General features: G+C 71.2%; 23 protein-coding genes. 8 read left to right on the top strand and 15 right to left on the bottom strand.

Features of this window, described 5'->3' with window-relative positions; all coding sequences use genetic code 11:
- Window positions 1-60 precede the first annotated feature (60 nt).
- Genes AACG61_RS05490 through AACG61_RS05470 form a run of 5 tightly spaced genes read right to left on the bottom strand, consistent with a single transcriptional unit; the run spans window position 61 to window position 3833 of the window.
- Window positions 61-1332, bottom strand: coding sequence for a short-chain fatty acyl-CoA regulator family protein (locus AACG61_RS05490; protein WP_411838996.1), 1272 nt, complete (start codon window positions 1330-1332; stop codon window positions 61-63).
- A gap of 3 nt (window positions 1333-1335) precedes the next feature.
- The gene (locus AACG61_RS05485; protein WP_411838995.1) at window positions 1336-2175 is read right to left on the bottom strand and encodes an ATP-binding protein; all 840 of its coding nucleotides are present in this window, start codon (window positions 2173-2175) and stop codon (window positions 1336-1338) included.
- Window positions 2172-3029: a twin-arginine translocase subunit TatC gene (gene tatC / locus AACG61_RS05480; RefSeq protein ID WP_411838994.1), complete on the bottom strand. Its 858-nt coding sequence runs from the start codon at window positions 3027-3029 to the stop codon at window positions 2172-2174. The genes AACG61_RS05485 and tatC overlap by 4 nt, the downstream gene beginning before the upstream one ends.
- Entirely contained in the window at window positions 3030-3521 is a 492-nt protein-coding gene (tatB, locus tag AACG61_RS05475) for a Sec-independent protein translocase protein TatB (RefSeq protein ID WP_411838993.1), read from the bottom strand. It abuts the gene before it with no gap.
- A 27-nt stretch (window positions 3522-3548) separates the two neighbouring features.
- On the bottom strand, window positions 3549-3833 hold the full coding sequence (locus tag AACG61_RS05470) for a twin-arginine translocase TatA/TatE family subunit (RefSeq protein ID WP_411838992.1): 285 nt from the start codon (window positions 3831-3833) through the stop codon (window positions 3549-3551).
- A gap of 234 nt (window positions 3834-4067) precedes the next feature.
- Between AACG61_RS05470 and AACG61_RS05465 the strand changes: the two genes are divergently transcribed.
- Together AACG61_RS05465 and AACG61_RS05460 are read left to right on the top strand one after the other, a co-directional pair.
- A complete protein-coding gene (locus AACG61_RS05465; protein ID WP_411838991.1) occupies window positions 4068-4688 on the top strand; it encodes a MarC family protein in 621 nt (206 codons plus the stop codon).
- Complete coding sequence (locus AACG61_RS05460) at window positions 4685-5269, top strand: TIGR02281 family clan AA aspartic protease (RefSeq protein WP_411838990.1); 585 nt, start codon at window positions 4685-4687, stop codon at window positions 5267-5269. The genes AACG61_RS05465 and AACG61_RS05460 overlap by 4 nt, the downstream gene beginning before the upstream one ends.
- On the opposite strand, the gene AACG61_RS05455 is transcribed toward AACG61_RS05460, so the two are convergent.
- The 7 genes from AACG61_RS05455 to AACG61_RS05425 form a co-directional block, all read right to left on the bottom strand.
- Window positions 5266-6513 carry a Zn-dependent hydrolase gene (locus tag AACG61_RS05455; protein WP_411838989.1) on the bottom strand — a complete coding sequence of 416 codons (1248 nt, stop codon included), beginning with the start codon at window positions 6511-6513 and terminating at the stop codon, window positions 5266-5268. The genes AACG61_RS05460 and AACG61_RS05455 overlap by 4 nt on opposite strands.
- 114 nt (window positions 6514-6627) lie before the next feature.
- Window positions 6628-8910 carry an FdhF/YdeP family oxidoreductase gene (locus tag AACG61_RS05450; protein WP_411838988.1) on the bottom strand — a complete coding sequence of 761 codons (2283 nt, stop codon included), beginning with the start codon at window positions 8908-8910 and terminating at the stop codon, window positions 6628-6630.
- A 54-nt stretch (window positions 8911-8964) separates the two neighbouring features.
- The gene (locus AACG61_RS05445) at window positions 8965-11181 is read right to left on the bottom strand and encodes a molybdopterin cofactor-binding domain-containing protein (protein ID WP_411838987.1); all 2217 of its coding nucleotides are present in this window, start codon (window positions 11179-11181) and stop codon (window positions 8965-8967) included.
- Window positions 11178-12152, bottom strand: a complete 975-nt coding sequence (locus tag AACG61_RS05440; protein WP_411838986.1) for an FAD binding domain-containing protein — start codon at window positions 12150-12152, stop codon at window positions 11178-11180. The genes AACG61_RS05445 and AACG61_RS05440 overlap by 4 nt, the downstream gene beginning before the upstream one ends.
- A complete protein-coding gene (locus AACG61_RS05435) occupies window positions 12149-12688 on the bottom strand; it encodes a 2Fe-2S iron-sulfur cluster-binding protein (RefSeq protein ID WP_411838985.1) in 540 nt (179 codons plus the stop codon). The genes AACG61_RS05440 and AACG61_RS05435 overlap by 4 nt, the downstream gene beginning before the upstream one ends.
- Window positions 12689-12766: 78 nt before the next feature.
- Window positions 12767-13747, bottom strand: coding sequence for a bile acid:sodium symporter family protein (locus tag AACG61_RS05430; protein ID WP_411838984.1), 981 nt, complete (start codon window positions 13745-13747; stop codon window positions 12767-12769).
- 10 nt (window positions 13748-13757) lie between these two features.
- On the bottom strand, window positions 13758-15335 hold the full coding sequence (locus AACG61_RS05425; RefSeq protein WP_411838983.1) for a gamma-glutamyltransferase family protein: 1578 nt from the start codon (window positions 15333-15335) through the stop codon (window positions 13758-13760).
- Between the two features lie 59 nt (window positions 15336-15394).
- Here AACG61_RS05425 and AACG61_RS05420 point away from each other — a divergent pair, with 59 nt between their 5' ends.
- Complete coding sequence (locus AACG61_RS05420; RefSeq protein WP_411838982.1) at window positions 15395-16075, top strand: GntR family transcriptional regulator; 681 nt, start codon at window positions 15395-15397, stop codon at window positions 16073-16075.
- On the opposite strand, the gene AACG61_RS05415 is transcribed toward AACG61_RS05420, so the two are convergent.
- Both AACG61_RS05415 and AACG61_RS05410 read right to left on the bottom strand, forming a co-directional pair.
- The gene (locus AACG61_RS05415; protein WP_411838981.1) at window positions 16060-19131 is read right to left on the bottom strand and encodes an efflux RND transporter permease subunit; all 3072 of its coding nucleotides are present in this window, start codon (window positions 19129-19131) and stop codon (window positions 16060-16062) included. The genes AACG61_RS05420 and AACG61_RS05415 overlap by 16 nt on opposite strands.
- On the bottom strand, window positions 19128-20246 hold the full coding sequence (locus AACG61_RS05410) for an efflux RND transporter periplasmic adaptor subunit (RefSeq protein ID WP_411838980.1): 1119 nt from the start codon (window positions 20244-20246) through the stop codon (window positions 19128-19130). The genes AACG61_RS05415 and AACG61_RS05410 overlap by 4 nt, the downstream gene beginning before the upstream one ends.
- A 166-nt stretch (window positions 20247-20412) precedes the next feature.
- Between AACG61_RS05410 and AACG61_RS05405 the strand changes: the two genes are divergently transcribed.
- A complete protein-coding gene (locus AACG61_RS05405) occupies window positions 20413-21207 on the top strand; it encodes an inositol monophosphatase family protein (RefSeq protein WP_411838979.1) in 795 nt (264 codons plus the stop codon).
- Here AACG61_RS05405 and AACG61_RS05400 read toward each other — a convergent pair.
- The gene (locus tag AACG61_RS05400; protein ID WP_411838978.1) at window positions 21189-21920 is read right to left on the bottom strand and encodes an FkbM family methyltransferase; all 732 of its coding nucleotides are present in this window, start codon (window positions 21918-21920) and stop codon (window positions 21189-21191) included. The two genes, AACG61_RS05405 and AACG61_RS05400, sit on opposite strands and share 19 nt — an antisense overlap.
- A 301-nt stretch (window positions 21921-22221) precedes the next feature.
- Here AACG61_RS05400 and ribA point away from each other — a divergent pair, with 301 nt between their 5' ends.
- From ribA to AACG61_RS05380, 4 genes are read left to right on the top strand one after another with little or no spacing between them, the layout of a single operon-like run.
- Window positions 22222-23265 (top strand): GTP cyclohydrolase II, encoded by a 1044-nt coding sequence (ribA, locus tag AACG61_RS05395; protein ID WP_411838977.1) that lies wholly within the window; start codon window positions 22222-22224, stop codon window positions 23263-23265.
- The gene (locus AACG61_RS05390; protein ID WP_411838976.1) at window positions 23262-24206 is read left to right on the top strand and encodes a zinc-dependent alcohol dehydrogenase; all 945 of its coding nucleotides are present in this window, start codon (window positions 23262-23264) and stop codon (window positions 24204-24206) included. The genes ribA and AACG61_RS05390 overlap by 4 nt, the downstream gene beginning before the upstream one ends.
- Before the next feature lie 13 nt (window positions 24207-24219).
- On the top strand, window positions 24220-24615 hold the full coding sequence (locus AACG61_RS05385) for a 6-pyruvoyl trahydropterin synthase family protein (protein ID WP_411838975.1): 396 nt from the start codon (window positions 24220-24222) through the stop codon (window positions 24613-24615).
- 2 nt (window positions 24616-24617) lie between these two features.
- Window positions 24618-25391: a class I SAM-dependent methyltransferase gene (locus AACG61_RS05380; protein ID WP_411838974.1), complete on the top strand. Its 774-nt coding sequence runs from the start codon at window positions 24618-24620 to the stop codon at window positions 25389-25391.
- Window positions 25392-25408 lie beyond the last annotated feature (17 nt).

The following is a 25408-nucleotide window of genomic DNA, read 5'->3' as shown; positions in this document are numbered from 1 at the left end:
ATGGTCCGGATCACGCCCCCGTGTCAAAGCCCCATCGCGCCCGCAAGGCGGTCCGGGGCGTCAGCCGGGCTGCGCCACCAGGATCGACGGCTCGCGCCGCGCGGGGCATGCGGCGCGCGGGCAGATCCGGCAGGCCGGCCCCACCGGCAGCGCGTCGCCGGGGGCCGGACCCTCGACCGGCAGCATCAGCATCAGCGCCTCGGTCAGGACGGGGCCGTCCACGCCCGCGGGCTGATGGCGGTGGGCATAGGACAGCGTGCGGAACGCGCGCCCGTCGGGCATCACCACCGCCTGCGCCCGCGCGGCCTGCGGGGCCGCCAGCGCCTGGAACAGCGGCCAGATCGGGCAGCTGTCGCCCGGGCGCGGCAGCGCCAGGCCCTGCGGCGCGCGGCGATGGACCAGCGCGCCCGAGCCGTCGCAGACCAGCAGGCCCGCCCCCTCGAACCCTTCGGGGCGCAGATCGGCAAGCCGGCGGATCACCAGGTCCAGCGGCAGGCCGAGCCGCGCGGCCAGCCGCACCGGATCGGCGGGCGCGCCAAGCGCGGCGATGGCCTCGGTCAGGCTGCGGTCCGGCAGGGCGGTCCGGTCGGCCTGCATCCCGGCCAGCAGCGCCCCGGCCATCGCCCGCGCGCTGTCCGAGCTGAGCTGGTCGGGATCGGGCAGGTCCGGCCCGGCATCGGCCAGCCAGGCCTCGACCTCGTCCTGGGGGGTGGCGGCGCTGCCCTCGGCCTCGAAGCTGTCCAGATAGGCGACCAGCGCCTGCGCGGTCATCGACAGGCGCTGGCTGTCCTGATGCAGGTTGGCGTGAAAGCGGCGCCGCCAGTCGGGGGCGATCTCGCCCTCCTCGACCAGGATCGCGGCGGTCGAGCGGACCGAGGTCACCGCCGACAGCACCTCGTGCAGCGTGGTCAGCAGATAGGGGTCCTGGGTCATGCGGTCGGACATGTCGACGACCTGCCGCTCCAGCGCGCCCGCGCGGCGCGACTGCGCGACCAGCAGCGCGGCCCAGCCCGGAAAGCGGGCCAGGAACTCGGTGATCTGGTCCAGCTCGGGCGCGGTGCCGCTGGCCACCGGATGGGCCGCGGCCTCGCGCAGCGCGGCGATGCGGACCTCCTCGCGGCCCTCGGCCAGCTCGTCGGCGGGGACCTCCAGCTGCTCGGCCAGCCGGGCGATCAGGTCGGGACCGACGGGGCGACGGTTGTGCTCGATCAGGTTCAGATAGGCGGGCGAGATGCCCACCGCACGCGCCACGTCCGCCTGCCGCCGGCCAAGCGCCAGCCGGCGTTCCCGGATGCGCGTTCCGGTCAGGACGGTGCCGACGCGATCCGCCACGGATCAGACCGCCAGGCCGTGCCGACCGGCCAGATCGGTGAAGAACTGCCAGGCGACCCGGCCCGACCGCGCGCCGCGCGTGGCCTGCCATTCGATGGCCTGCGCGCGCAGCTCGGCCGGATCGACCGACAGGCCGTAGGCCGCGCAATAGCCCTCGATCATCGCCAGATACTGGTCCTGGTCGCAGGGATGGAAGCCCAGCCACAGCCCGAAGCGGTCCGACAGCGAGACCTTCTCCTCGACCGCCTCGCCGGGATGGATGGCGCTGGCGCGTTCGTTGTCGATCATGTCGCGCGGCATCAGGTGGCGGCGGTTCGAGGTCGCATAGAGGATGACGTTCGCAGGCCGCCCGGCAATGCCGCCGTCCAGCACCGCCTTGAGCGATTTGTATTGCGTGTCGTCATGGCTGAAGGACAGATCGTCCGCGAAGAGCACAAAGCGCCGCTCGGGCGCGGCACCCAGCAGCGCCAGCAGGCGCGCGACCGAGGAGAGGTCGTCGCGCCCGATCTCGACCAAGGTCAGCGGCAGGCCCCGGCCCACCACCTCGGCATGGACGGCCTTGACCAGCGACGACTTGCCCATGCCGCGCGCGCCCCACAGCAGGGCGTTGTTCGCCGCATGGCCGCGCGCGAATTGCAGCGTGTTCTCCAGAAGCGTGCGGCGCGACCGGTCGATGCCGATCAACCGCTCCAGCGCCACGCCCGACACCCGCGCCACCGGCTCCAGCCGGTCGGGATCGGGATGCCAGACGAAGGCGTCGGCCGCATCGAAGCGCGGGGCGGGCGCGGCGGGCGGGGCCAGTCGCTCCAGCGCCTCGGCGATGCGCGTCAGCGCATGGCTCATTCGTCGTCCTCGAACCACAGCCCCTCGGCCCGCAGCTTGGCCTCGCGGCGGCGTTCGATCTGGCGCACGATCTGGATCGACAGTTCGTAGAGGCCGTAGATGACCGAGAACAGGACCAGCTGGCTGCCGACATCGGGCGGCGTCAGACAGGCCGCCAGCGTCAGGATGATCACCACCGCATAGCGCCGCGTCGAGGCCAGCGATTCGGCCGAGACCAGCCCCGCGCGGCCCAAGAGCGCCAGCGCCACCGGCAGCTGGAAGGACATCCCGAAGGCCAGGATGAAGCGCGTCGTCAGGTTCAGGTATTCGCTGACCGATCCCTGGAACACGATCCCCGCCAGGGCGGACGACCCTTCGGCCCCCGCACTCTGGTCCGGCAGGGCCAGCGGCCCCTGCTGGAAGCCCAGGAAGAAGGCGAAGACCATCGGCAGGATGATGTAATAGGCGAACGCCGCGCCCAGCACGAACATCGCGGGCGACGCCACCAGGAAGGGCAGGAAGGCCCGCTTCTCGTTGCGGTAGAGGCCGGGCGCGATGAACCGCCACAGCTGATAGCCGATGATCGGGAAGGACATCACGAAGCCGCCGAAGAAGGCGATGCGGATGGCGACCGAGAAGCCCTCCTGCAGCTTCAGCAGGATCAGGCCGCATTCCTGGCCGCGATCCTGCAGCGCCGCGCAGATCGGCCGGGTCAGGAAGTTGTAGATCGGGTTCCAGACCGTGTAGGCCAGGATCATCGCCACGACCAGCGCCAGCACGGACCAGATGATCCGGGTGCGCAGCTCCTTGAGATGCTCGATCAGCGGGGCCGAGCTTCCGTCCAGCTCGTCATCCGTCGGCGTTTGCGATGTCACTTACTGGTCCTTCATGTCCGAACGGCGCACGCCGGCAAGACGACGCCCGGCCTGGCGCGGGCCGGGCGTCGCCGCCGCGGGTTCCGTCGCCGGAGCGGTCGGGGCGGCGGCGGTGTTCGACGCGGCCTGTGCCTGCGGGGCGGCGGGCGCCTTGGGCGCGGCAGGATCGGGCTGGATGCCCGCCGGGGCGCCGCCCGTGGCGATCTTGGGGTCCCATTTCTCGAACCGGGTCACGGCGCGGTCCAGCGCCTGCAGGCCGCGGTTGTTCTTCGAGGCCAGCGAGGAGACGTCGCGCAGGCCCTTGGCCGCATCGTCCAGGCCGCTGCCCTTGGCCGCCTCCTCCATCGCCGAGGTGAACTCGCGCGCCATCCCGCGCGCACGCGCGGTCAGGCGGCCAAGCGTGTGGAACAGCTTGGGCAGATCCTCGGGGCCGATCACGACCAGCGCGACGACGCCGATCAGCAGCAGCTCGCTCCAGCCGATATCAAGCATCGGCGACCTCGACGGCGGCGCACATGATCAGGCGCGGTTGTCGGTATGCGGCGTGACGTCGCGCGCGTCCGCGCCGGGGACCGGCTGATGGACCGGCTGCACCGGGGCGGCGGTGGGGGTCACGGTCGGAGTCGGCTGCTCCAGCGTGGCGGGCTTGTCCTCGGGGGCGGTGCCACCGTCGTTCAGGCCCTTCTTGAAGGCGGTGATGCCCTTGCCGAATTCGCCCATCAGCGACGAGACCTTGCCGCGCCCGAACAGCACGAGGACGACGATGGCGATGACCAGAAGGGCCATGGGGGACGGTGCGTGCATTCCAAATCTCCGTTCCGGTGTCTGAGGGGCGGCCCGGGCGGTCCCGGCACGCCCTGCATCAGGGATGACGAGACTATAGGCCCAGTTCGCCGACAGTGAAAGCCCGCCGCCGCCGAATCCCGCCGACCGCCCGGCCCGCCGCGTCGCGATGACGCGGAAGTGACGCCGCGCGCGGACCCGTCGCGGCGCGTCGGACGGGCTTGGCACCCTGCGCGCGGCAGGCCATAAGCGGGTATGGACGCCTCGCTTTACCTTACCGCCTTCGTCACGCTGTTCGTGGTCATCGACCCGATCGGGCTGGCCCCGATCTTCATCGCGCTGACCCCCGGACAGTCGGGGGCGCAGCGCCGTCGCATCGGCGCGCGGGCGCTGGTCATCGCGGCGATCCTGCTGACGCTGTTCGGGCTGACTGGGGATGCGATCCTGTCGGCCATCGGCATCTCGATCTCGGCCTTCCGGATCGCGGGGGGGCTGCTTCTGTTCCTGACCGCGCTGGACATGCTGTTCGAGCGCCGCACCGAACGCCGCGAGGGCCAGGCCGAGGGCGAGGATCACGCCCATGACCCGTCGGTCTTTCCGCTGGCCATGCCGCTTCTGGCGGGTCCGGGGGCGCTGGCCACGATGATCCTACTGGTGGGCGACAACCAGGGCCCGGCCCATGTGCTGATGGTGCATCTGGTGATGCTGGTCGTGCTGGGCATCTGCATGGTGCTGTTCGTGCTGGCGACGCCCCTGGCGCGCGCCCTGGGGCGGACCGGGGTGATGGTCGTCACGCGGCTGCTGGGGATGCTGCTGGCGGCGCTGTCGGTGCAGTTCGTCATCGACGGGCTGCAGGGATCGGGCCTCTTTCCGTGACGGGGGGGCTGTCCGGCGACGATCTGGCGCGGCTGGCCTTTCTGGTGCTGCTGCTGGTCGTCGTGGGCGGGGCGATGCTGTTCGAGCTGTCGGGCCGGGGCGGGCGGGCGCTGCGCGCGCTGGTCCTCTGGGCGGTGCTGATCGCGGCGCTGGCCATGGGCCATGACTGGTGGCAGACCCGCACCGCGCCGCGCCAGCAGGTGCTGGAGGACGGCGCCCGGATCGAGATCCCCCTGGGCCGCGGCGGGCATTTCCACCTCGAGGCCCTGCTGAACGGCACGCCGGTCGATTTCATGGTGGATACCGGCGCGACCAGCGTCGCCCTGTCGCGCGATGATGCGCAGGCGATCGGGCTGGATCTGGACCGGCTGAACTTCTCGGGCGTCGCGGTGACCGCGAACGGGCGGGTGGCGACCGCGCCCGTGACCATCGGCGAATTCGTCATCGGCGACGCGGTGGATCGCGACGTACGCGCCGTGGTGATCGACAGCGACCTGCCCGACAGCCTGCTGGGCATGTCCTATCTGCGCCGCTTCGCCCGCGTCAGCTTCGAGGGCGACCTGCTGATCCTGGAGCGCTAGCCCGGCACCGCCCCCGACATCTGGCGGATCGTAGCGAAGATCAGGTCCGTCCCCCGCGCCAGCTGCGCATAGTCGGTCCATTCCTCGGGCGCGTGCGACACGCCCCCGCGGCTTGGCACGAAGATCAGCCCCGTGGGCGCCAGCCCCGCCAGGATCATCGCGTCATGGCCCGCGCCGCTGACCATCACCCGATGCGACAGACCCAGACCCTCGGCCTGCGCCAGAAGCGCGGTCTGGATCTGGTCGGACAGCGGCGTGGGCGGGGCGTAAAGCTGGCGTTCGATGGTGCAGGACAGGCCGTTCCCCTGCGCATGGGCGACGGTGCCCTCGACCATCTCGATCAGACGCAGCACGTCCGCCTCGGCCGGGGCGCGCAGGTCGATGGTGAAGGTCACCAGATCGGGGATCACGTTCGCGCCGCCCGGCAGGACCTCCATCCGCCCAACGGTCAGCACCGCGCCGCGGCCCACCTGCCGCGCCAGGTCGGGCAGCTGCGCCAGGATGCCCACCGCCCCCACCAGCGCGTCGCGGCGCTGATCCATGGGCGTGGTACCGGCATGGGCCGCCTGCCCGCGCACGGTGACGCGCAGCTGCGCCAGACCCACGATGGTCTCCACGATCGCGATGTCGCGGCCCTCGGCCTCCAGGACCGGCCCCTGTTCGATATGCAGCTCCAGAAAGGCATGGACCGAACCGGGCGCACGCGCCGCCTCTCCGGCACGCGCGGGGTCCAGGCCATAGGCGCGCATCGCCTCGGCGGCCGAGACCCCCTGCCCGTCGCGCAGATCCTCCAGCGCCTCGGGCCCGATGGCCCCGGTCAGCAGGCGCGACCCGAACAGGCCGCCGCCAAAGCGCGTGCCCTCCTCCTCGATCATCGCCACGACCTCGACGGGCCGGTCGGGCACCAGGCCCAGATCGCGGAACAGAAACGCCGTCTCGATGCCCGCGACGACGCCCGCCGGCCCGTCGAACCGCCCGCCATTCGGCACCGAATCCAGATGCGATCCGACCAGGATCGGCGCGAGGTCCGGGTTGCGCCCCTCGATCCGGCCGATGATGGTGCCGACCGCGTCCTGACGCACCGTCAGACCCGCATCGCGCATCCACCCGGCCACAAAATCCGCCGCCGCGCGATATTCCGCGCTGTAGGTCAGCCGCGTCGTGCCGCGTCCGGGCGTGGCGGTGAAGCGGTCCAGCCCCTCGATCATCGCCTCGATCCGGCGCGGGTCAGCATAGCCCGTCATTGCGTGGTCCTCCGCCCTTTGCGCGGCGGAGAATGGCGCAAAACCGCGCCCGGTCAATGGCATGGCGCATTCGGTGCCGGGCTGTGGCCGCCGCGCCACCCCGCCCGGCCGCCGTCAGGCCAGCCGCACCGGAATGCCCTTGGACGCGGGCGTTCCCGAGGCCAGATCACCGCGCGACAGTGGCGACAGCGGGTTCAGCTCTGGGAAATAGCCCGCCAGACAGCCGCGCGGCAGATCATAGGGCAGGACCCGCAGCCCCGCCACGCGCCGCGCCACCCCGTCATCCGCCGCCCCCTCCAGCGTGATCCGCTGTTCGGGGGACAGGCCCTCGGCCTCCATGTCGGCGGGCGACATCATCACCAGCATCCGGTCGCCCTCGATCCCGCGCAGCCGGTCGGACATGCCATAGACGGTCGTGTTGAACTGATCGTTCGAGCGTAGCGTCATCAGCCGATAGACGCCATCCCGCTCGCCCAGACCCGTCGCGTCCAGATCGGCGGGGCGGGTGAACTGCGCGCGGCCCGAATCGGTCTTCCAGACCCGGTTGCGCGCCGGATTCTCGCGATAGAAGCCGCCGGGCTGATCCATGCGCGCCTCGAAATCGTGGAAGTCCTCGGGATAGACGGCGGCGATCTGCGCGCGCACCTGGGCGTAGTCGGCCGCCCATCGCGACCAGGGCATCTTCGGGTTCGGCGCCAGCGTGGCCCGGGCCAGGCGCGCGACGATGGCGGTCTCGGACATAAGATGCGGGCTGGCGGGACGGCGCCTGCCGATCGAGCCATGGATATGGCTGAAGCTGTCCTCGACCGTGACCTGCTGGTTCACGCCGCCCTGCAGATCCTCCTCGGCCCGGACCAGGCAGGGCAGGATCCAGGACGCGCGCCCCGGCATCAGATGCGTGCGGTTCAGCCGCGTCGCCACATGCACCGTCAGCGGCATGGCGCCCCAGGCCGCGGCCACCCGGTCGATATCGGGCACCGCCCGCGCCAGATTGCCGCCCAGACCCACGAACCCCTGCGCCCGCCCCTCCAGCAGCGCCTCGACGAAGGCAGTGGTGTTCCACCCCTCCTCCATGGGCGGCTGAATGCCGTAGAGGTCGCGCAGCCGGTCGTTCGGCACCAGATCGGGCTTTTCGGTGATGCCCACGGTCCGCTGACCCTGGACGTTGGAATGGCCGCGGACCGGGCTGCACCCGGCGCCCTTGCGGCCGATATTGCCGCGCAGAAGCAGCAGGTTGACCAGCGCCGCCACCGCGTCCGAACCGTGGACATGCTGCGTCAGGCCCATGCCATAGACTCCGATCACGGCCCGCGCGCGGGCATAGATCGCGCCGATCCCCTCCATCGCGGCCTGCGACAGGCCGCTCACGCGCTCCAGATCGCTCCAGTCGGTCGCGTCGACCCAGTCCATCCAGTCCTGGAGGCCATGCGCATGCGCATTCAGGAAGTCGTGGTCCAGCACGCCGCCCATCGACCGCTCCAGCGCCAGGACATGCTTGGCGATGCCGGTCAGCGCCGCTATGTCGCCGCCCGCCCGGACCTGGAGATAGCGGTCGGCGATCTCGGTCGGCGCGCCGACGGTCATCTGCCACGGGCTCTGCGGATTGGCGAACTCCATCAGACCCTTCTCGCGCAGCGGGTTGATGGCCACGATGCAGCAGCCGCGCTTGGCGGCCTCCTGCAGCGGGTGCAGCATGCGGGGGCTGTTGGTGCCGGGGTTCTGGCCCACATGCAGGATCATGTCGCAATGGTCGAAATCGTCCAGCGTGCAGGTGCCGACCGGCGATCCGATCACCGATTTCAGCCCGACCGAGGTCGTCTCATGGCACATGTTGGAACTGTCGGGCAGGTTCACATGGCCGTAAGCGCGCGCGAAGAGGCCATAGAGGAACGACGCCTCCAGCCCCGCCTTGCCCGAGGCATAGAAGGTGACGGCCTTGGGGTCCAGCGCGCGCAGCGCCTCCCCGATCTCGGCGAAGGCCTCCTCCCAGCCCGTCTCCAGATAGCGGTCGCTGGCCGCGTCATAGCGCAGCGGATGGGTCAGCCGCCCGGCCATCTCCAGGTCGTATTCCGACCAGCCGGCCAGATCCGCGACCCGATGCTCCAGGAAGAAGTCCGGCCCGCAGCGCAGCGAGGTCAGGTCCCACAGCGTGGCCTTGGCGCCATTCTCGCAGAACTCGACCACGTGGGGATTGGGCGGCTTGCCCCAGGCACAGGAGGAGCACATGACCCCGCCCGGCTTGTTCAGGCGGCGCAGCGTGTCCAGCGCCCCGGCGACGGGATGCGCCGTCCGGGCCACCGCGGCCATGCCGCGCGCCGAGCCCCACCCGCCGACCGGGCCGTCATAGGTCATCGGATCGGCACGATCACCATGCGGGGCGGCGGTGTCATCGGGCATGGCAGGCTCCTGAAATGGTGCGGGGGTCGCGTGAGGCGACCCCCGGTCCGTGCGTCATGCGGCGGGCGCGAAGGGATCGGGCAGATGCGGCAGCAGCAGGTCCGGCGTCATCGGAAAGTCGCGCACCCGCACGCCGCAGGCGTTGTAGATCGCGTTGGCGACCGCGCCGGCCGCACCGCAGATGCCCAGCTCTCCGACGCCCTTGGCCTGCAGGGGCGAGGCGTGGGGGTCGCGCTCCTCCAGCAGGATCACCTCGAAATCGGGCATGTCGGCATGGACCGGCACATGGTATTCGCCCAGATCGTGGTTCACCAGATGGCCGTCCCGCGTGTCGAAGGCCAAGGCCTCGGTCAGCGCGCTGCCGATGCCCCAGACCATGCCGCCCAGGCATTGCGACCGCGCCGTCTTGGCGTTCAGCACCCGGCCAAAGCCGAAGGCCCCGGTCATGCGGCGGATGCGCGTCTCGCCGGTGAAGGCGTTGACCGCCACCTCGCAGAAGAAGGCGCCATAGGTCGACTGGTTAACCTTCTCCATCAGCGCACCGGGCTCGATCCGGCCCGTCCGGGTCAGGTCGCCCGACAGCAGCTCGGTCACGGCGCGCGGCTCGGACCCTTCGGTCCAGGCCTGCCCGTCCTTCAGGATCAGCTCGTCCGCCGCGCAGCCGAAGGCCTGGGCCAGCGTCGCGCGGATCGCCTCGCAGGCATAGAACACCGCAGATCCGGTCGAGGAGGCGCCCCAGCTGCCCCCCGATCCGGCACCGGTCGGCAGGCGGCTGTCGCCCAGCTGGACGGTGGTCCGCTCGATGGGCTGGCCCAGCATTTCGGCCGCAATTTGGCCCAGGATGGCATAGCTGCCGGTGCCGATATCGGTGTGGTCGGTCTCGACCACGACCCGGCCATCGGCGGTCAGGGTCACGCGGGCCTCGGCCTTGGCCAGGATGTTCACCCGCGCGGCCGACGCCACGCCCATGCCGATCCACCACTCCCCTTCGCGCCGCGCACAGGGCTTCGTGGCGCGCTTGTCCCAACCGAACGCCGCGGCGCCCGCATCGAGCGCCTCGATCAGCCGGCGCGAGGAATAGGGCGTGCCCTCGCCCGGCACCGCGTCAGGCAGGTTGCGCTTGCGCAGCTCGACCGGGTCGATGCCCGCGGCCTCGGCCAGCTCGTCCATGGCGACTTCCAGCGCCTGCATGCCGACCGCCTCGCCCGGCGCGCGGACGGAACCGGCGGTCAGGCGGGTGATGTCGGACTTGCGCACCGCCAGCAGGCGGTTCTCTCCGGCATAGAGGAACTCGGAGGCCTGCGTCACCGGTTCGGAAAAGCTCTCTCCGGGCAGGTTCGACACCAGTGCCTCATGGGCGAAGGCCGTCAGCCGACCCTCGGCGTCGCAGCCAAGGCGGATGCGCTGCTCGGTCTCGGACCGGCGCATGATCGACTGGAACACCTGCTGGCGGGTCATGACGACCCGCACCGGGCGGCCCAGCTCCTGCGCGGCCAGCGCGGCGGCGACGGCCTCGTGCGAAATCCCCAGCTTCGATCCGAACCCGCCGCCGACATAGGGCGCCAGGATGCGCACCTTGTCCTCGGCAAGCCCCAGGCTGTCGGCCAGTTCCGCGACGTTGTAGCCCAGCATCTGCAGGCTGCCCCACAGGGTCAGCTCGCCCCCCTGCCATTCCGCCACGGCCGCATGCGGCTCCATCGCGGCGCTGACATGGCCGGCGGTGGTCAGCCGCAGGTCGACCGCATGCGCCGCCTCGCGCAGCGCCCGGTCCAGGTCGCCGGCCTCGACCGGGTCGTCGGCGGGCTGGGCGCTATCCTCGGTCGCAACGAAGCGCGCGTCGCCGGATGCGTCGTCATAGTCGATTCGCAAGGCCTTGGCGGCGGCGGTCGCCTGCTCGAAGGTCTCGGCCACGACCAGGGCCACCGGCTGCATCGGGAAATCGACCTTGGAGACGTCCTGCTCGGGCGCCTCGCCCGCCGTGCCCTGCGCCGCGCGCCGCAGCATGCGTTCCGAGGAGAAGACCCCCAGCACGCCGGGCATGGCCATGACAGCCTCGCGGTGGATCTTGCGGATGCGGCCGGTGCTGATCGTCGCGCCGACCAGCACGCCCTCGGCACAGCCCTCGCGGGCGAATTCGGCGGCATAGGTCGCGGTGCCCGCCACCTTCAGCGGGCCTTCGGGCCGGTCCAGCGGCTTGCCGATCACGCCCTGCCGGGTGCGGTCCAGCATGTCGCGGGTGTCGGGGGTGTCATAGGTGTCGCTCATCGTCATTCCCCCGTCGCGTCTTGCGTGGCCTCGGCCAGCACGGCCGCAAGGGTGCGGCGCGCCAGCAGGATCTTGAAGTCGTTGTGGCCCTGCCCCCGGGCCTCCTCCAGCAGCAGGTCGGCGGCGCGGTCGAACAGCGCGGGCGACGGCGCCTGGGCGATCAGCATCTTCTCGATGCGCTCGTCGGTCCAGGGCTTGTGGGCGATGCTGCCGAAGGCCAGCTGCGCGGCTTCGATCTGCCCGCCCGACACGCGGATTGCCGCCGCGACGGAAACCAGCGCAAAGGCATAGGAGGCCCGGTCGCGGACCTTACGATAGAGCTGCCGCCCCGCGACGGGCGCGGGCAGGCGGATGGCGGTGATGACCTCGCCCGGTTTCAGCACGTTGTCGCGGCTCGGGTCGTCGCCCGGGACGCGGTGGAAATCGCGCATCGCGATCTCTCGCGCGCCGTCCGGACCCTCGGTCTCGACCGTGGCGCGCAGAGCCGCCAAGGCCACGGCCATGTCGCCCGGATATGTGGCGATGCAGGCATCCGACGCGCCCAGAATGGCGTGGTTGCGGTTGACGCCGCCCTGCGCGGCGCAGCCGCTGCCCGGCTCGCGCTTGTTGCAGGGCGAATGGCCATCCATGAAATAGCCGCAGCGCGTGCGCTGGCACAGGTTGCCGCCCATGCTGGCCTTGTTGCGCAGCTGCGGGCTGGCGCCCGCCAGAATGGCCCGCGACAGCAGCGGCCAGTCGGCGCGCACCCGCGGATGGGCCGCGCAATCGGCGTTGCTGACCAGCGCGCCGATGCGCAGGCCCGCGCCTTCGGGCGCGATGTCGCGCAGGCCGATGGGATTGATGTCCAGAAGCGCGTCGGGGGTCGCGACCTCCAGCTTCATCAGGTCCAGAAGGTTGGTGCCGCCCGCGATCAGCATGGCGGGGCTGCCCACCGCGTCGGACAGCACGCCCGCGCGGGTATAGTCGAACGCCTTCATCGCGCGGCCTCGCTGGCCATCGCGTCGCGGATGGCGGTCAGGATGTTGTCATAGGCGCCGCAGCGGCACAGATTGCCGCTCATGCGCTCGCGGATCTCGGCATCGGCGATGTCCAGCCAGTCGGCCTTGCTGCAGTCCGCCGGATCGGCGGTCACGGCACTGGGCCAGCCCTGGCGGATCTCCTCGATCATGGCGGTGGCGGAACAGATCTGGCCGGGCGTGCAGTAGCCGCACTGGAACCCGTCATGGGTGACGAAGGCGGCCTGCAGCGCCGACAGGCTGTCGGGCGTGCCCAGACCTTCGATGGTGGTGATCTCGTCGCCGTCATGCATGACGGCCAGGGTCAGGCAGGAATTGATGCGGCGGCCGTTGACGATGACCGTGCAGGCGCCGCACTGGCCGTGATCGCATCCCTTCTTGGTGCCGGTCAGGCCCAGGTCCAGACGCAGGACGTCCAGCAGGCTGCGGCGGGGATCGCCTTGGTATTCATGGGATTGACCGTTGATGGACAACCTGGCGGCGGGGCTTTGTGCCATTCGGGGGCTCCTTGGACCGCGGGCTTGGGTCCAAGGCAACGTGGGCGGCGCAAGGCGGTTCCCTGCGCCGCAGGCCTTTCAGGCGACCAGCGCGGTCGCGTTCCGCCGCGCGCGACCCTGCGCGATCATCGCGCAGATCAACAGCTGCGCCATGTGATAGACCAGCAGCGGCAGGACCGTGGCGCCGACCGTCTCGGCCGGGAACAGCGCGGTGGCGATGGGCAGGCCCGTGGCCAGGCTCTTCGTCGACCCGCAGAAGAACAGGACGGTGCGGTCCTCGACCGGCATGCCGAAGGCGCGCCCCACCCCCGCCATCATCCCGAAGACACAGGCCAGCATCACCAGCATCACCGCGATCAGCGCGATCAGCGCCGTGGGCGGGATCGACGCCCAGAGCCCCGAGACCGTGCCCGCGCTGAAGGCCGAATAGACGATCAGCAGGATCGCCCCGCGATCGACGACCAGCGTCAGCGTCTTGCGGTTGCGCACGAAGGCTCCGACCCAGGGGCGCAGCAGCTGGCCCAGCACGAAGGGCAGCAGAATCTGCGTGCCGATGCGCAGCACGGCATCCAGCTCGACCCCGCCCTCGCCGGTCTTCAGCAGCAGCGCGACCAGCGCGGGCGTCAGCGCCACCCCCACAAGGTTCGAGAGCGATGCCGCGCAGATCGCCGCGGGCACGTTGCCGCCCGCCATCGACACGAAGGCGATGGAGCTCTGGATGGTCGAGGGCAGCAGCGCCAGGAACACCAGCCCCAGGGTCACCTGCGGTCCCAGCAGGTCGCCGAAGATCAACGCGAAGGCCATGCCCAGGACCGGGATCATCAGATAGGTCGCGGCGAAGGTCAGCCCCTGCAGCCGCCAGTTCAGCATCCCTGCCCTGACCGAGGCCGGGTCCAGCTTGGCGCCATAGAGGAAGAACAGCAGCGCGACCGCCCAGTAGGTCACCTGCCCCAGCCCCTCGGCCGCGACGCCGCGCGCGGGCAGCGCCAGCCCCAGCAGCACCGTGCCCAGCAGCATCAGCATGTAGCTGTCGATCCCGATGCGTTTCAGAAAGCCCATGTCGTTCTCCTTACAGGCCGATGGCCATGCCGTCCTTGCGACTGTCGGACCCGCCCTCCAGCACGCCGTCGCCGATGCGGATCGCCTGCGCGCCCCCCATCGGGCCGGTCAGGCGGCGGATGACGTGGCCGCGCGCGGCCAGATCGTCGCAGATCTTCTGCGGCAGGCTGGCCTCCACCTGCAGCACGCCCTCGGTGGCGAAGGTCCGCGGTTCGTCCATGGCCGCCTGCAGCGACAGGCCCCGGTCGATCACCGCCGACAGGAAGGCCGCATGGCCCGCCGCCTGATACTGCCCGCCCATCACGCCGAAGGGCATGACCGTGCGGCCGCCTTGGGTGACCATGCCGGGAATGATGGTGTGCATCGGGCGCTTGCGCGGTCCGATGGCGTTCGGGTGGCCGGGGATCAGCCGGAAGGATGCGCCGCGGCTCTGGAACAGGACGCCGGTCGCCGGGTCCAGCAGCCCCGACCCGAAGCCGTGGAAGATCGAGTTGATGAAGGACACCGCATTGCCCTCGGCATCGACCACGCACAGATAGATGGTGTCCTTGTGCTCGGGCTCGTCCCACAGCGCGGGGGGCTGGGCGCGACCCATTTCGATGCGCGCCCGCAGCGCCGCGATGGCCGGCTCCGACAGCAGCCGCTCGGTCAGACCCGCGCAATGGTCGGGGTCGCCCAGCAGTTCGTCGCGGTGGTGATAGGCCAGCTTCGTCGCCTCGGCCTGTACATGGATGCGGTCGGCCGGGGACAGCGCAGCCATGTCGAACCCTTCGATGATCTTCAGGATCAGCAGCGCGGCCAGCCCCTGCCCGTTCGGCGGGCATTCGTGGATGTCGAAGCCGCGATAGGCGGCGCTGATCGGCGCAACCCATTCCGCGCCGTCGGTCGCCTCGGCGAAATCCTGTTCGGTATGCAGGCCGCCCAAGGCGCGCAGATGCGCGACCATCCGCGCGGCGGTCGCGCCTTGATAGAAGGCCGCGGGTCCCTGCGCCGCGATCTCCTCCAGCCGGTCGGCCAGCAGGGGCTGGGCAAAGCGGCTGCCCGGGGCGGGCACGGGCAGGAAATGCGCGGCAGCCTGCGGATGGGCCGCGACGGTCGCCTGCAGTTCCGCCCAGTCCTGGGCCACGCGGGGGGTGACCGGAAAGCCGTCCCGCGCATGGGCGATCGCGTCGCGGAACAGCCGCGACAGCGGCAGGCGGCCCAGATCGGCATGCAGCCGGCACCAGGCCGAGATCGCGCCCGGCACGGTCACCGCATGCGGGCTGCCCTGCGGGATGGCGTCGGTCAGGCCGGCCTCGCGCAGCGCCTCGACCGTGGCTGCGGCGGGCGCGCGCCCCGATCCGTTCAGCGCCCGGACGGGTCCTTCGGCGGGCGCATAGAGCGCGAAGCAGTCGCCGCCGATGCCGGTCATCAGCGGATCGACCACCGCCTGCACCGCGCTGGCCGCGATGGCCGCATCGACCGCATTGCCACCCTCGGCCAGGACCTGCAAGCCCGCGGCGCTGGCCAGCGGATGCGAGGTCGCCACCATCGCCCGGCCCGCATAGCTGGGCGGGCGCCTGCCGGACAGGAAATCGAATGTCGTCATATGGGGGTCCTCCGCTCGGGAATCAGGTGGCCATGTCGTCCGCACATGTATACATATTCATGGCACAGGAATACAATCAGGGGACGACCCGCATGACCGCCACCCGTTCGGCCGATCAGGTCCACGCCGCCCTGTCCCAGCAGATCGTGTCGGGCGGCCTGCGTCCGGGCGATCCGCTGGCCGAGACGGCACTGGCCGCGCGGTTCGGCCTGTCGCGCACCCCGGTGCGCGAGGCGCTGCAGCGGCTGGCGGCCGAGGGGCTGGTCGAACGCGGGCCGCGCCGCGCCTTCGTCGTGCGCCGGATGAGCGATGACGCCCTGCGCCATCTGTTCGAGGCCCTGGCCGAGCTGGAGGCGCTCTGCGCCAGCCTCGCCGCGCTGCGCATGACGCCCACCGACCACGCGCTGCTGGCGGGCATCCTGGACCGCGACGACCTTCCCGGATCGGATTATGCCGAGGCCAACATCCGCTTTCACGCGCGGCTGCGGCAGGGGGCGGGCAACGCGGTGCTGGCCGAGCTGCTGGTGGATCTGGACCGCCGCAGCCTGCCTTGGCGCAATGCGCAGTTCAGCGCGCGTCAGGCCCGCATCGCGACCTCGCGCGCCGAGCATCGGGCGATCCTGGCCGCGATCACCGCGCGCGACGCCGATCTGGCCGCCGAACGGATGCGCGCGCATATGGGCGCATCCCTGGGCGTCATCCTGGAGATGCTGGCCGCGCGGTCCTATTCCGCGGGCTGAGGCGCGGGTTCCGGGACGGTGTCGCGCCGGCCGATCCGTTCGATCAGAACGTAGATGACCGGCGTCAGGAACAGCGTCAGCACGAAGGCCAGCGACAGCCCGCCCACGATGACCGCGCCGATGGCCCGGCGGCTCTCGGCCCCCGCGCCCGTGGCGGTGGCAAGCGGCACCGCGCCCAGGATGGTGGCGATGGTGGTCATCATCACCGGACGCAGGCGGGTCACCGCGCCCTCGCGCGCGGCGGTCAGCAGGTCGCGCCCCTCCTCGCGCAGCTGGTTGGCGAATTCCACGATCAGGATGCCGTTCTTGGCCATGATCCCGATCAGCAGGATCATCCCCACCTGCGAGAAGATGTTGACCGACGCCCCCGTCAGCAGCAGCGTGACCACCGCGCCCGCCAGCCCCAGGGGCACGGTCAGCATGATCGTCAGCGGCGTGCGGAAGCTCTCGAACTGCGCGGCCAGCACCAGGAACACGATCAGCAGCGCCATGGCGAAGACGGTGGCGACGCCCCCTTGGTTCTCCTGGTAATCCGCCGCCTGTCCGCGCCAGACCAGCAGCGCGCCAGCGGGCAGGTCGGCCGCCGCGGCCTCGACCGTGGCGATGGCGCGGGCCAGATCGGTGCCCTCGACCAGGTCGGCCTGGGTCTCGACCGAGATCAGCCGGTCATAGCGGTCGATGGAGGGGACGGTGGCGCCCGTGGTGATCTCGGCGAAGGCCGACAGCGGGATCAGGTCGCCCCGGGTGTTGCGGATCAGCACCGACAGCATGTCCTGCACGCTGTCGCGATCCTCGGGGGCGGCCTGCAGGATCACTGGATACTGCCGCCCGTCGCTGCTGTATTCGCCCACGGTGCGGGACGCGAACAGCACCTGGAGGGTCTGGGCCACGGTCTGGCTGTCCAGGCCCAGGTCCTGCGCGCGGGTGCGGTCGATCTCCAGCGAGGCGCCGGGCTGGTTGGCGGCGTAATCGACCTCGATCGCGGCCAGGCCCGGCGCGTCGGCCAGACGGGCCGCGACCTCGTCGGACCATTGCGCGGCGCGCGCCAGGTCCGGCCCGCCGATGGACCAGCTGATCGAGCCGCTGCCGCCGCCCAGGCCCAGCCCGCCCGAGGGCCGGATGGAGGTCGAGACCTCGGTCATCGCGCTCAGCTGCGGGCGCAGCTCGGCCATGACATCGTCCACCGACAGGTCGCGCGCATCCCAGGGCGACAGGTTGATCAGCATCAGCGCGCGGCGCGAATCGCTGCCCAGCCCGACGATGGTCGTGATGTTCTCGACGATGCCCTGATCGCGCAGCGGCTGGATCATCGCCTCGACCCGGCGGGCGGCGGCGTCGGTATAGTCCAGGTTCGACCCCTGCGGCGCGTTCAGCATGATGCGCAGGCTGCCGCGATCCTCGTCCGGGGTCAGCTGACGGGGCAGCGCCTGATAGACCGAGACCGACCCCGCCACGATGAAGGCGGTGCCCGCCAGGATCGCCACGGGCCGCGCGATCATCCGCGCCAGGATCCGGTCATAGCCCCGCTCCAGCCAGCCGATGACGCGGTTCACGCTTCGGGTCAGCAGGTTCGGCCGGTCCTCGCGCGGCATGACGCGCGCGGCCAGCACCGGGCTGAGCGTCAGCGCGACCAGCCCCGACACCGCCACCGCGATGGCCAGCACGATGCCGAATTCGGCAAAGAGCTGGCCCAGTTCGCCCTCCATGAAGCTGACCGGCACGAAGACCGCGATCAGCACGGCGGTGGTGGCGATGACGGCGAAGCTGACCTGCGCCGCGCCGTCGCGGGCGGCCTCCAGGCGCGACTTGCCCATGGCGCGGTGGCGCTGGATGTTCTCCAGCACGACGATGGCGTCGTCCACGACCAGGCCGATCGCCAAGATCAGCGCGAAGAGCGTCAGGATGTTGATGGTGAAGCCCAGCACCAGCATTCCCAGGGCCGCCCCGAGCGCCGAGACCGGGATCGTCACGATCGGCACCAGCGACAGCCGCGCCGAGCCGAGGAACAGGAAGATCACCGCCATGACCAGCACGACCGCCTCGAGGAAGACCTTGACCACCTGCTCGATCGAGCTCTCGATGAAGACCGCCTCGTCGGTGGTCACGCGCAGCTCCATGCCGTCGGGCAGGGTCGGCGCGATGCGCTCCAGCTCCTCCTTGACCGCGCTGGAGATGGCGACGGTGTTCGACTGCGCCTGCGGCAGCACGCCCAGGCCCAGGGCGATCACCCCGTTGGCGCGATAGATGGTGGTCGTGGTCTCGGCCCCCTCCTCGATGCGCGCGACATCGCCGAGGCGCAGGGGCCGGCCGCCCTCGTCGCGCAGCACGACCTGCGCGAACACGTCGGCGGTGGTGAAGCGCGTCTGCGCCAGGACCTGCAACTGGCGGGCGTCGGTCTCGATCTGGCCCGCGGGCAGTTCGACGTTGTTGGCCTGCAGCGCGGCGATGATGTCGCCCGAGGTGATGCCGTAGGCGGCCATGCGGGTCTGGTCCAGCCAGATGCGCATGGAGGGCGCGCGCTCTCCGAAGATCTGCGCGCTGGCCACGCCGGGCAGGCGCGCCAGGCGGTCGGTGACGAAGCGGTCGGCATAGTCCGACAGCTCCAGCGGCGTCAGCGACGGGCTGGACAGCGCCAGGCGGATCACCGGGTCGCCCTCGTCGTCGTTCTTCTCGACGCTCGGGGTGTCGGCGCCGTCGGGCAGGTCGTTCAGCACCCGTTCGACCGCGGCGCGCACGTCGTTGGCGGCGCTGTCGATGTCGCGGCCCGGATCGAAGGTCAGCACCGTGCGCATGCGGCCCCGGTCGGAACTGGTGCGCATCGCGGTGACGCCGCTGACCCCGGCCAGCGCGCCCTCGATCACGGTGGCCAGCTGGTTGTCGACCACGTCGGGCGCTGCACCGGTGTAGTTCACGCGCACGCTGACCTCGGCCGCTTCGACCGAGGGCAGCTCGCGGACCGGCAGGCGCGTCAGCGCGACCGCGCCGATCAGCACGATCAGCAGGTTGATGACGATGGCGAAGACCGGGCGGCGCAGCGAGAAATGCGGGACGCTCATCCGTCCGCTCCGGTCACGGGGGCGGCCTTGGCGGTGCGTTCGGCGCGCAGCGTCGCGGCGACGGGGGTTCCGGGCTGCACGCGGTGCAGGTTCGACACGATGATCTGGGTGCCGGGGTCGATGCCCTCCAGCACCTCGACCAGGCCGCCCTCCTCCTGTCCGGTGCGGATCTCGGCCCAGGCCGCGGCGCCGTCGCTGACCACCAGGACGCGGCTGGTGTCGCCCTCGACGCTCAGGGCGGATTCGGGCACGGCGGGACGCTCGCGTTCGGCCAGGACCAGCTCGACCTGCAGGAACATGCCGCCGGTCAAAGCGCGGTCGGGGTTGGGCATCTCGGCGCGCAGCGCGATGGAGCGCGTCGCCGCGTCCACGCGCGTGTCGATGCGGGTGATGCGCGCATCGAACACCCGGTCGGGCCAGGCCGAGGAGCGCAGCTGCACCGCCTGCCCCGTGGCCAGCCGCGGCAGCAGCGTCTCGGGGACGGCGAAATCGACCTCGATCACCGACGGGTCGTCCAGCGTGGCGATCAGGGTGCCGCTGTCCAGCATCTGCCCCTCGACGAGGTCGGTCAGGCCGATCACGCCCGAGAAGGGCGCGCGCAGCTGCCGATCCTCCAGCGCCACCCGGGCGCGGTCGCGTTCGGCCTGGGCGCGCAGCTGCGCGGCCCGCGCCGTCTGGAAGGCCGCGTCCGAGGACGATCCGCTGGCGTTCAGCTGCTCCTGCCGGGCAAAGGCCGCATCGGCCTCGGCCAGGGTCGCCTCGGCGGCGGCCAGGTCGGCCTCCTCGGCCCGCGCGTCCAGTTCCAGCAGGACGTCGCCCTGCCGCACCTCGGCGCCCGATTCAAAGGCGATGCGGGCGATCCGGCCGCTGGCCTCGGGCATCAGGTCGACCGCGCTGCGCGCCCGGGCGGTGCCGACGGCCCGAACCGTGTCCACGAAACGCTCGATCCCCACGGCGACGGTCTCGACCGCCACGGCATCGCCGCCGCGCCCCGGCCCGCCGCCGCCACCGGCCTGCGGTTCGGGCGCGGACAGGAAACGGTCGGCCAGGGTCATACCCAGAACCCCCGCACCCACGATCACGATGGCCCCCAGGGTCGCCTTGACGATGCGCATGCGGTTCGGTTCCTTGTTCTCCCCGAGGTGGCGGGGTTGCAGTGGTCCGGAGATGCCGCGGGACCCTCGCCCGCGCGGCGTTGCGGGCAGATTGCCGCTTGGCAGCGGCGGTGCAACTGATAATCCCGTGTGCGGCCGCCTCGCGCCCGAACGAAGGACCCGTCCCATGACCCTTGCCGACGATCTGATCCTGGCCGAACAGGCCGCCCATGAGGCGGGAGACCTGCTGCGCGCCCATTGGGACGACCGCGGCACGCTGACCATCGACGCTAAACGGCAGGGCGACTTCGTGTCGCAGGCCGACCACCAGTCCGAGGCGCTGCTGCGCAAGCGGCTGCTGGAGGCGCGGCCGGGCGACGGCTGGCTGGGCGAGGAGAGCGCCCCCAGCCCCGGCACGCGGCGCTGGATCGTCGATCCGCTGGACGGCACGACGAACTTCCTGCGCGGCATCGCGCATTGGGCCGTGTCGATCGCGTTGGAGGTGGACGGGCGGCTGGTCCTGGGCGTGGTCCACGACCCGCTGAAAGCGGAGACCTTCAGCGCCGTCACCGGCGGCGGGCTGCACCTGAACGGCGCGCCCGTCGTGCCGGCGGCGCCCGTGGGCTTTGACGCGGCGCTGTTCGGGACCGGCCTGCCCTTCGGCACCATGCCCCATATCGACGATCACGCCGACGACTTGGCGCGGGTGCTGCCCGGCACGGCGGGCATCCGGCGCATGGGGGCGGCGGCGCTGGATCTGGCCTATGTCGCGGCCGGGCGGCTGGACGGCTTCTGGGAACGGCGGCTGCGGCCGTGGGACATCTCGGCCGGGCTGGTCCTGGTGCGCGAGGCCGGGATGCGCGTCGAGGGCTGGACCCCCGACGAACGCCCCGAGACCCACGGCACCGTCATCACCGCCCCGCCCGCGCTGTTCGACGACCTGGCCGCCCGGCTGCGCGCGCCTCAGGCCAGCCGCGCGTAAAGGTCGCCCGACCCGGCATCGGCGGGCAGCCCCGCCAGCCAGTCCCGCGCCCCCGCCGCGTCGCGCCACTCGGGCCACAGGAACCCGCCCGCCTCTCCGGCGACCGGGTTGAAGCGATAGGCGCCCAAGGCCTCCAGCCGGTCGATCACCGCCAGCGTGCGGTCGCGGAAGGCGGGCAGGTACTCGACCGACAGCATCGGCACCGGCCGCGACAGCCCGGCCAGCACGTCCAGCTCGAACCCCTCGACGTCGATCTTGACGAAGTCGGGCAGGCCGTGGGCCGCGATCAGCGCGTCCATGGTGGTCACGCGGACCTCCTGGCTGCGGTCCCACCGGACATGCTCGAAGCCGGGCGCCTCGGCCGCCTCCGCCGCGAAGCTGGTGCTGAGCGAGGAGACCGTCGGGTGCAGCGACGACACCGCCATCCGCGCCACGGCCTCCGCAGGACCGACGGCCTGGCGGATCAGCACGATGTCGCGCGGCAGGCTGCGGCGCAGAAAGCCCGCGAAGGGCTCCTGCGGCTCGCAGGCGACGACCCGCGCGCCCGCCGCCCGCATCGCGCGGGCGCGGCTGCCGACATGGGCGCCGATGTCGAAGGCCAGCTGACCGGGGCGCAGCAGGTCGGCATAGAAGCCCCGCAACTGACGCCGCCGCAGCGGGTTGTAGTAGATGGCAAGCGACCGGATCAGCCCCAGATAGGCGCGAAACTGCATGTGGGTTCCTTTTGGATCAGGCACCCAGACTAGGGCAGGTCCGCGGTCCGCGTCCAGAAAGCTGCGACAACATGGCCGGGTTCCACCGGTTTCGCGACATTCTGCCACAGAGCTGCACCAGAACCGGAACTGGCCCGTGTTTCAAGGCGTTGCCAGTCATGTGACACTTTCCCAAAAATGGGCCGAAGGATAGAATATGCGCGTATTTCCTCCGATAACTCCCGTGTCGCTTTCGGTTTCCCAACAGGCCGATCCATCTTCCAACCCCCTTGCCCTGCACACCCCCGAGCGGGTTGCGCGCATGGTCTCGGACCTCAGGCTGGGCCTGCCGGTCGTTCTGCTGGGCGGTGCGGCCGCGACGCTGGTCCTGCCCGTCGAGACCCTGTCCGCAGACCGCTTCGCAGCCCTGTGCCATGGTGGAGAGCTGGTCCTGACCGCGCGCCGCGCGGAATCGCTGCGCCTGCGCGTCCCCGAGGGCGAGGTCGCCCGCATCCCAGTCCCCGCCGGCGCGCGCCTTGACTGGGTCCAGGCGCTGGCCGATCCGTCGCGGCAGATGCCGGCCTCCGGCGCCGTGCCGCAGGCCCCCCAGCAGGCGCCGACCCTGCTGCATCGCGCGGCGATCCGGCTGGTCAAGGCGGCCGAGCTGCTGCCCGCCGCGCTGGTCGTGACCGGTCCCGATGTCGTGCAGATGGCGCTGCAGAGCGGCCTCGGCGTGATGGACGCGCATGAGGTGATGGATCAGATCCTGCTGGCCCGCGATCCGCGCCCGGTCTCGGACGCGCGCGTGCCGATGCTGGCGGCCCGGAACGGGCGCCTGCACGTCTTCCGCGCCCCCGATGGCGGCCCCGAGCATTACGCGGTCGAGGTCGGCAGCCCCGACCGCAGCCAGCCCGTGCTGGTCCGCCTGCATTCGGCCTGCTTCACCGGCGACGTTCTGGGCAGCCTGAAATGCGACTGCGGCCCGCAACTGAACGCCGCGCTGCGCGCGATGGAGGCGCATGGGTCGGGGATCCTGCTGTACCTGAACCAGGAGGGTCGCGGCATTGGGTTGGCCAACAAGATGCGCGCCTACAGCCTGCAGGATCAGGGCTTCGACACGGTCGAGGCGAACCACCGCCTCGGCTTCGAGGATGACGAGCGTGATTTCCGCACCGGCGCGGCTCTGCTGCGTCAAATGGGCGTCGCCCAGGTGCGCCTGATGACCAACAACCCCGCCAAGATCGCCCGTCTGGACAGCGAGGGCATCACCGTGACCGAACGGGTCGAGCTTCAGGTCGGCCGCGGTCCGGACAACACCCGCTATCTGGACACCAAGGCCCGCAAGTCCGGGCATCTGCTGGGATGACCGCCCAAGCTCTGTGGTGCGTCGATGCGGGCCGCGCCCGAATGCGCCCCGCGACCGAAGGAGAGGGAACGCCCGTCCGCGCGCTGTTCTCAGGCATCAGCCGGGGAACCGAACGGCTGGTCCTGTCGGGCAAGGTCCCCGTTGCCGAGCATGACCGCATGCGCGCTCCCTTTCAGGAGGGCGATTTCCCGTTTCCGGTGAAATACGGCTATGCCTCGGTCGGGGCCGTCCATGACGGGCCGCTGGCGGGCCGGACGGTCTTTGCGCTGTTTCCCCATCAGGACGCCTATCGCCTGCCCGACGACGCGCTGATCCCGCTTCCGGACGGTCTGCCCCCCGAGCGCGCGGTCCTGGCCGCGAACATGGAGACCGCGCTGAACATCCTCTGGGACAGCGACGCAGGCGCGGGCGACCGCATCGCCGTCGTGGGCGGCGGTCTGGTGGGGCTGCTGGTCGGCTATCTGGCCGCGCGCCTTCCAGGCGCGGAGGTGACGGTCGTCGATCCCCTGCCCGACCGCCGTGCCGTCGCCGAAGGGTTGGGCTGCGCCTTCGCGGCCCCGGAGGACGCCCCGGGCGACCGGGACGTGGTGATCCACACCAGCGCCACGCAGGCCGGGCTGGTCCTGGCCCTGTCGCTGGCGGGCGCGCAGGCCACCATCGCCGAGGCCAGCTGGCATGGCAGCGCCGATGTGGCCCTGCCCCTGGGGGCCGCGTTCCACAGCCGCCGCCTGCGCATCGTCAGCACGCAGGTGGGCAGCATCCCGCCCGACCGTGCACCCCGCTGGACCTATCGTCGCCGCCTGACCAAGGCGCTGGACCTGCTCTGCGACGCGCGTCTGGACGCGCTCATCTCGGGGCAGACGGCCTTCGCCGATCTGCCCGACGCCTATCCCGGCATCCTGGCCGACCCTGCCACGCTGTGCCACCGCATCATCTACTGACCCTGGAGAGACCATGTTCGCCGTCGAAGTCCGAGACCATATCATGATCGCGCATTCCTTCCCCTCGCCGACCTTCGGTCCGGCGCAGGGCGTGCATGGCGCGACCTTCACCGTCGACTGCGCCTTCTTCGCCACCGAGATGGATCACGAGAGCCTGGTCGTCGATATCGGCCTGGCGACCGAGGCCCTGGCCGAGACGCTGGCCCCGCTGCGCTACAAGAACCTAGACGACATTCCCGAGTTCAAAGGGAAGATGACCACCACCGAATTTCTGTGCAAGCACATCTTCGACCGGATGGCCGACACCGTGCGGGCCGGCGGGCTGAAGGATGGCGGCCGCGTGAAGAAGCTGCGCGTCCTGCTGCACGAGAGCCACATGGCCCGCGCCTGGTTCGAAGGGGATATCTGAGCATGGGGTTCTCGGCGGAATGGCTGAGCCTGCGTGAACCCGCCGACCGGGCGGCCCGCGACGCGGCGCTGCTGGCGCGGGCCGCGCAGGTGGCCGGGCCCGAGCCGGTGGTGCTGGACCTGGGCTGCGGCACCGGCTCGACGCTGCGCACGCTTGGCGGCCACCTGCCCGACACCGCCCGCTGGCATCTGGTCGACAACGACCCGGCGCTGCTGGAGCGGGCCGCGACTGAGGCCCCTGGCCGTGCCACCGTCCATGCGCTGGACCTGCGCGATCTGGATGCTCTGCCGTTGGAGGGAGTGACGCTGGTCACCGCCTCGGCGCTTCTGGACCTGATGCCTGCCGACTGGATCGGCGCGCTGGCGGACCGTCTGGCGGCGGCGGGCCTGCCCTTCTATGCCGCACTCTCCTATGACGGGATCATGCGGTGGGAGCCCGAGCTGCCCCGCGACGTGGACATCGCCGCCGCCTTCAACGACCACCAGCGCGGCGACAAGGGCCTCGGCCCCGCGCTCGGGCCGGATGCGGCGACCATGGCCGCGCGCATCTTCCGCGACGCGGGCTTCGACGTCCAGACCGGCCAGAGCCCGTGGCGCATCGGCCCCGATCAGGCCCCGCTGCACCGCGCCCTGGTCGAGGGCATCGCAGAGGCCGCGTCCGAGAAAGGCTTGGCGGTCGCCGGCGATTGGGGGCGCAGCCGCGCCGCCATGGCGGGCGACAGCCGCGTCCTGATCGGACATCACGACATGCTGGCCCTGCCCCCCGGCACGGCCTGACACCCAGAGGAGGACTG

Origin of the sequence: Paracoccus sp. ME4, from assembly GCF_046736325.1 — a bacterium.
Taxonomy (GTDB): Bacteria; Pseudomonadota; Alphaproteobacteria; order Rhodobacterales; family Rhodobacteraceae; genus Paracoccus.
The sequence above is the reverse complement of the archived record's forward strand: the minus strand, read 5'-3'. Positions and strand labels throughout refer to the sequence as shown.

Bases quoted from the DNA above. Each gene is read 5' to 3' on its own strand.
- AACG61_RS05485 (WP_411838995.1), bottom strand. From the start codon at position 2,175: ATGAGCCATGCGCTGACGCGCATCGCCGAGGCGCTGGAGCGACTGGCC.
- tatB (WP_411838993.1), bottom strand. From the start codon at position 3,521: ATGCTTGATATCGGCTGGAGCGAGCTGCTGCTGATCGGCGTCGTCGCG.
- AACG61_RS05470 (WP_411838992.1), bottom strand. From the start codon at position 3,833: ATGCACGCACCGTCCCCCATGGCCCTTCTGGTCATCGCCATCGTCGTC.
- AACG61_RS05465 (WP_411838991.1), top strand. From the start codon at position 4,068: ATGGACGCCTCGCTTTACCTTACCGCCTTCGTCACGCTGTTCGTGGTC.
- AACG61_RS05455 (WP_411838989.1), bottom strand. From the start codon at position 6,513: ATGACGGGCTATGCTGACCCGCGCCGGATCGAGGCGATGATCGAGGGG.
- AACG61_RS05450 (WP_411838988.1), bottom strand. From the start codon at position 8,910: ATGCCCGATGACACCGCCGCCCCGCATGGTGATCGTGCCGATCCGATG.
- AACG61_RS05445 (WP_411838987.1), bottom strand. From the start codon at position 11,181: ATGACGATGAGCGACACCTATGACACCCCCGACACCCGCGACATGCTG.
- AACG61_RS05440 (WP_411838986.1), bottom strand. From the start codon at position 12,152: ATGAAGGCGTTCGACTATACCCGCGCGGGCGTGCTGTCCGACGCGGTG.
- AACG61_RS05435 (WP_411838985.1), bottom strand. From the start codon at position 12,688: ATGGCACAAAGCCCCGCCGCCAGGTTGTCCATCAACGGTCAATCCCAT.
- AACG61_RS05430 (WP_411838984.1), bottom strand. From the start codon at position 13,747: ATGGGCTTTCTGAAACGCATCGGGATCGACAGCTACATGCTGATGCTG.
- AACG61_RS05425 (WP_411838983.1), bottom strand. From the start codon at position 15,335: ATGACGACATTCGATTTCCTGTCCGGCAGGCGCCCGCCCAGCTATGCG.
- AACG61_RS05420 (WP_411838982.1), top strand. From the start codon at position 15,395: ATGGCACAGGAATACAATCAGGGGACGACCCGCATGACCGCCACCCGT.
- AACG61_RS05415 (WP_411838981.1), bottom strand. From the start codon at position 19,131: ATGAGCGTCCCGCATTTCTCGCTGCGCCGCCCGGTCTTCGCCATCGTC.
- AACG61_RS05410 (WP_411838980.1), bottom strand. From the start codon at position 20,246: ATGCGCATCGTCAAGGCGACCCTGGGGGCCATCGTGATCGTGGGTGCG.
- AACG61_RS05405 (WP_411838979.1), top strand. From the start codon at position 20,413: ATGACCCTTGCCGACGATCTGATCCTGGCCGAACAGGCCGCCCATGAG.
- AACG61_RS05400 (WP_411838978.1), bottom strand. From the start codon at position 21,920: ATGCAGTTTCGCGCCTATCTGGGGCTGATCCGGTCGCTTGCCATCTAC.
- ribA (WP_411838977.1), top strand. From the start codon at position 22,222: ATGGTCTCGGACCTCAGGCTGGGCCTGCCGGTCGTTCTGCTGGGCGGT.
- AACG61_RS05390 (WP_411838976.1), top strand. From the start codon at position 23,262: ATGACCGCCCAAGCTCTGTGGTGCGTCGATGCGGGCCGCGCCCGAATG.
- AACG61_RS05385 (WP_411838975.1), top strand. From the start codon at position 24,220: ATGTTCGCCGTCGAAGTCCGAGACCATATCATGATCGCGCATTCCTTC.
- AACG61_RS05380 (WP_411838974.1), top strand. From the start codon at position 24,618: ATGGGGTTCTCGGCGGAATGGCTGAGCCTGCGTGAACCCGCCGACCGG.